General features: G+C 63.4%; 4 protein-coding genes. All 4 read right to left on the reverse strand.

From position 1 onward, the window contains the following. Positions 1-1,244: FAD-dependent oxidoreductase (locus tag EN914_RS26300; protein ID WP_164756669.1), on the reverse strand; the 1,244-nt coding region annotated here is incomplete at its 3' end. Between the two features lie 36 nt (positions 1,245-1,280). Continuing rightward, positions 1,281-2,249, reverse strand: coding sequence for an ABC transporter permease (locus tag EN914_RS26305; RefSeq protein WP_050580434.1), 969 nt, complete (start codon positions 2,247-2,249; stop codon positions 1,281-1,283). 2 nt (positions 2,250-2,251) lie between these two features. Continuing rightward, entirely contained in the window at positions 2,252-3,202 is a 951-nt protein-coding gene (locus EN914_RS26310) for an ABC transporter permease (protein WP_050580433.1), read from the reverse strand. Next, the coding region (locus EN914_RS26315) for a sugar ABC transporter ATP-binding protein (RefSeq protein ID WP_206527240.1) at positions 3,199-4,280 on the reverse strand (1,082 nt) is incomplete at its 5' end. The genes EN914_RS26310 and EN914_RS26315, both read right to left, overlap by 4 nt.

Genomic DNA, 4,280 nt, shown 5'->3' on the forward strand with positions numbered 1-4,280 from the left:
CCCCAGATCAGCGAGTGGCCGAAGCGGCGGGCCACATTTACATGCAGGTTGGCCCCCCAGAAATCCTGGAACCGGCCGCTTTCGGCGACATAGACTTTGGACCCGGTCGCGCCGGACACGCCGACCGGTCCGCCTGACGGCATGCAATTCCATTTCGATCCGCGTACAAAGCCGCGGCTTTCATCGGTCTCGTAGAACTCCAGCGAATAGACCTGCTGGCCGAAGGGACCGCGCCAGGAATCGAGCGGGTCCTCATAGGATGCGAGTACGCTTGCGAAGGGATGCATCATCAGCCGCTTGCCGACCAGGCCGGAGGAATTGGCGAGACCGTCTGGAGTTCTGGACCCTCCCGACATCAGCAGCAGTCGGGGCGTGCCGACGCCATTGGCGCACAGGATGACCACCTTGGCGCGCTGGCGCCGGTCGCGCCCGTTCGCGTCGACATAGACGACACCGGTCGCCAGCCCCTGCTCGTTCGTCTCGATTTCTTTCACGCGGGCACGGGTGACGAGCCGCGCGCCGGCCTTCAGTGCCAGCGGCCAATGCGACCGGTCGGTCGTGGATTTCGCGCCCTCCGGACAGCCGGTCAGACAGGTTCCACGGCGTACGCACGGATTGAGTTCGCCGAACTTCTCCGACGGGATGGCATTGCTACCCGGCCACCAGTGCCAGCCCATCTTCTCCATACCCAGCGCACCGCGCTGACCAACGGAGCCCATCGGCAGCGCCGGAAAGGGATAGGCCCCACGCGGCGGATAGGCCGGATCGCCAGCGAGACCGGAGACGCCCACCTCGCGTTCGATCTCGAGCTGGTAGGGCAGCAGGTCTTCATAGGTAAACGGCCAGTCCTCGGCCACGCCATCCATCGACCGCACGCGGAAGTCGGACGGCAGGAAATGCATCCACTGCGCGCCGTAGAGGGTCGCGCTGCCACCGACGCCGGCAAACATCAGCGGGTTGATATCCGTCGTCGACGTGTCGACGGGATAGTCGTTGGGATTGTCGCGGACGTTGGGATTGGGATGCCAGAGCTTGGTGCTGACAAGCTCGTGTTCCGGACGCGCGCCGGTATAGTCGGCATAGTCCGGCCATTCGCCCTGCTCGAGCACGACGACGGAAATGCCGGCGCGCGCCAGATGAAGTGCGGCGACCGAGCCGGATGGGCCGGCCCCGACGATCACGACGTCCACTTCCTCGTCGCGCCTTGCCCGTGCACCGCGATCCGCCAGAACTTCAACGGTCATTCTCTTCCTCCCTTTGGGTCCAACGGCAGCATCTGGTCAGGCGAGCCGCGTCCGGTAAAACGCCGCCGCACCGATGATGATGACACCCTTGATTATGAGCTGCATCTCGATCGGAAATCCGAGCAGCAGCACGAGATTGTTGATCACCACCAGAACGGCCACGCCAAGCAGCGCCGCAAAGATGTTGCCGCGCCCACCGGTAAGCGCGACCCCGCCCATCACGGCGGCAACGATGGAGTCCAGTTCGTAGCCTTGGCCGACCCAGTTCGAAACGGTGCCGACATAGCCGAGCAGAAACAGTCCGCCTATTCCCGCGCAGACCGAGCAGATGACGTAGCAGAGGATGACCACGCGATTGGGCGCGACGCCGTTGAGGAACGCGGCCTTCGGATTGCTTCCGACCATGAATATCTCACGGCCGAGGCGTGACCGGTGCAGCACGATGCCGAACGCGGTGGCCAGAAATGCCAGGGTGATCAGATTGACGGGAACGCCAAAAATCCGTCCGGAGGCCAGAAAGCCCATGCCTGGCGGCAAGGTGCTGATCGGCGCCCCACCAGTATAGGCGAAACGGATGCCCTGCAGGATGATCATCATCGCCAGCGTTGCCAGAAACGGGCTGACATTGCGCTTGGCGACGAGCCAGCCATTCACCAGACCCACCGCGGCCGACAGGGCGATCGCGGCGATGAAGATCATCGGAATCGCCTCATTGGTCGTGGCTTTGAAAGCGGTCGCCAGCACGGCCACTGTCGCCATCAGCGAGGCCACGGACAGGTCCAATCCGCGCACCAGGATGACAAAGGTCTGGCCGACCACGACCATGCCAAGCGGTGCGGCGATCGTCAGCACATTGACCAGGTTGGCCGGCCGCAGAAAGGTCGGTGAAGCGAGAGCCGCAACGATCATCAGCACGGCCAGGAAGATCATCAGTCCGTAGCGCTCGAAGACTGACGCCATGGACATGCCTTGCGATCGCGGCATCGGGGTATCGAGAGGCGCCATCACTATCTCCGCCTTGTGGTGTGGATGCCGACCGCGATGATGATGATGAGACCCTGGATGACCCACTGGTAGTAGGACGAGACATTGACGAAGTTCAGCAGGCTGTTGAGCATGGTGACGAGCAGCACGCCGAGGAAAGTACCGAGCACGCCGCCTCTGCCGCCGGCCAGAATAGTGCCTCCGACCACGACTGGCGTGACCGACTGCAGCGTCAGCGCGGCGCCGATGCGCGGGTCGCCAACGCCGGTGCGGGCGGTCAGGAAAATCGCCGCTATGCCGGCGCACAGGCCCGACAGCGCGTAGGCAAGCACCACGATACGATCGACCGGCAACCCATTCAGCCGCGCCGCTTCCCGATCGCCGCCGACGAAGTAGATGCTGCGGCCCGTACGCGTGCGCTGCAGCCAAAGCCCGGCGAGCGCGAAAATCGCCACGAGCACGATGGCGCTGAATGGAATACCGCCGACCTTTGCATAGGCAATATCCGCGAAGGCGCGCGGTACGGAGCCGCCGGGCTCCTTGCGGTACATCAGCGTTGCGCCGAAGATGATCGAGGACATGCCGAGCGTGACGATCAGGGGATGGACGCGCAACACGACCGTCAGCAATCCGTTGAGCGCGCCGACAGCGGTCGCGGCGAGCAATGCCAGCGGCAGTGCAAGCCAGACCAGATCCGGACGCCATTCGAGGAAGTTTGCCAGAAAGACGGTGAGCGCACCGACCAGCGAGCCGATCGCCAGATCGATGCCGCCCATCAGCACGACGAACGTCTGACCCAGGCTGACCATGCCCAGCACGATGAGCTGCTGGAACAGATTGCCGATGTTGCGCCAGGTCAGGAACCGATCGGACAACAAGCCGCCGGCGACGGCAAGCAGTACCAGCAGCACTGCCACGATCAGATAGGAAAGCAACAGCCGGTTGCGGCGAAGATCCACCGTGATCGCGCTCATCCGACCGGCTCCGCTCGCTGATCCGTTTCCGCCTCGCGGTGCCCGACAGATCGCACGGCGAGATCCATGATCGCCTCCTCGCCGAGTGCATCGCCTTTGATTTCGCCGACGACGTGGCCTTGCGCCATGACGAAGACCCTGTCGGAGAGACCGACGATTTCGGGCAGCTCTGAACTGATCATCAGCACACCGACGCCAGAATCCGCCAGGCGGCGCACGATACGGTAAATCTCCACCTTGGCCCCGATATCAACCCCGCGCGTCGGTTCGTCGAGGATAAGCAGCCTGCTGGCGATCCGCGACCAGCGGCTGAACAGCACCTTCTGCTGGTTTCCCCCAGAGAGATTGCCGATCTTCACGTCAGGCGACGGCGTCGCGACCGAAAAATCCTGGATCTGCTGCATCGCCACAGCACGTTCCTGCTTTCTGTCGATCAGGCCATGTTTCGTTATGCCGTCGAGGTCGGGCGCCACTATGTTGGCGGAAATCGGCAGACCGAGAAACAGGCCGTCGTCCTTGCGGCTCTCGGTTAGAAAACCGAGCCCATGCCCTATCGAACCCTTCGGAAGCATTGTCTCGAATGGCTTGCCATCAAATTCGATCACGCCGCTCTCGACGGCGCGCGTGCCGAAGATAGCCTCGGCAACCTCCGTGCGCCCCGAACCGACCATGCCGGCCACGGCGACGATTTCGCCAACCTTGACGTTGAGGCTGACGTCGCGGACGCGCGGACCGGCCTTGAGATTGCGAACTGTGAGCACATCCGGGCCGCCCGCCGGTGCCGTACGCCGCGGCGGATAGATCTGGCTGAGCCGGCGACCAACCATTCGAGTGATCATCTCTTCACGCGTGAGCGCGCTTACCGGGCTGGTGCCGACGAGCTGGCCGTCCTTGAGTATGGTCACCGTGTCGGCGATTTCGAATATCTCCTCAAGCCTGTGGGAGACGTAGACGATGCCGACGCCTTCGTTGCGCAGCCTGCGCATGTTCTCGAACAAAAGATCGACCTCGCGGCCAGCGATGACCGCTGTCGGCTCGTCCAGGATGAGAAGCCGCACCCTGCCGACCAGGGCTTTCG

Origin of the sequence: Mesorhizobium sp. M7A.F.Ca.CA.001.08.2.1 (genome assembly GCF_003998455.1) — a bacterium.
Classification (GTDB): domain Bacteria; phylum Pseudomonadota; class Alphaproteobacteria; order Rhizobiales; family Rhizobiaceae; genus Mesorhizobium; species Mesorhizobium ciceri.